Source organism: Agromyces sp. P1_H4, from assembly GCF_056405255.1.
This window is the reverse complement of record NZ_JBFUCL010000592.1, coordinates 1-860: the sequence shown is the minus strand read 5'-3', so window position 1 is coordinate 860 and position 860 is coordinate 1. Positions and strand designations below refer to the sequence as shown.

The 860-nt window shown below is 73.4% G+C and carries 2 protein-coding genes; both read right to left on the bottom strand.

The window, feature by feature from the left end:
- Positions 1-519, bottom strand: a 519-nt coding sequence (locus AC1DY2_RS20215; RefSeq protein WP_476764040.1) for a zinc ribbon domain-containing protein, incomplete at its 3' end; no start/stop codon positions are given.
- A gap of 37 nt (positions 520-556) precedes the next feature.
- Positions 557-860: Nif3-like dinuclear metal center hexameric protein (locus AC1DY2_RS20210; protein ID WP_476764039.1), on the bottom strand; the 304-nt coding region annotated here is incomplete at its 5' end.

The following is an 860-nucleotide window of genomic DNA, read 5'->3' as shown; positions in this document are numbered from 1 at the left end:
GGCGACGACGGCGCGGTCGCGCTCGGTGGCGTCGCGTTCGGTGGCGAAGCCTGCTGCGGCCTCATCGCGCTGTCCCTCGAGCACCGCCGCCTCGGCCGCGATCGATGCGCGCTCCTCGTCGATGCCGGCAACCACGGCCTCGGCGGTCTCCACCTTCTCCATGACGACGAGCTCCTGGTCCTCGAGGTCGGAGAGGCGCTTGGCGAGCGAGGCGAGCTCGGACTCGAGCGCCGCGACATCCTTCGTCGAGGACGTGTGCTGCAGCCGGTCGCCGTCGCGGGCGATGCGCGCCTCGACGACCTGCACGTCCGACTCGAGCCGCTTCAGCTCGGCACGCGCGTCCTCGAGCCCGCCGACGGCCTCGGCGCGCGTGCCGCGGACGGCGGTGTCGCGCTTGGCGAGCTCGGCGAGCGGCGCGGCCTGGGGCAGCGAACCCAGCCGGTGGGCGAGCTGCTGGAGCCGGGTGTCGAGGGACTGGAGTCGCAGCAGTTCCTGCTGGTCGGCTGGGCTGGCCTTCACGTGGTGCTCCTCGTGGGGGACGGAGTGGAAGTGGTCATCATTGCACGACCTGGAAGTCCCAGGGGTCGGTGCGGAGTTCGCTCACGCGCACGTCGAGCTGCGGGTGCGCCTCGCGCAGCTGGGCGGCCGCCGCGTCGAGCCAGAGCCATTCGCTGGCCCAGTGCGAGACGTCGAGGAGCGCAGGGCCGCCGGCGAGCAGCGCCTGCTCACGGGCCTCGGATGCCGGGTGGTGGCGCAGGTCGGCGGTGATGTAGACGTCGGCACCACGGACGGTGGGGTCGCCGAGCAGCGAGTCGCCGGCGCCGCCGCAGAGCGCCACGGTCTCGACGCGGTCGTCGAAG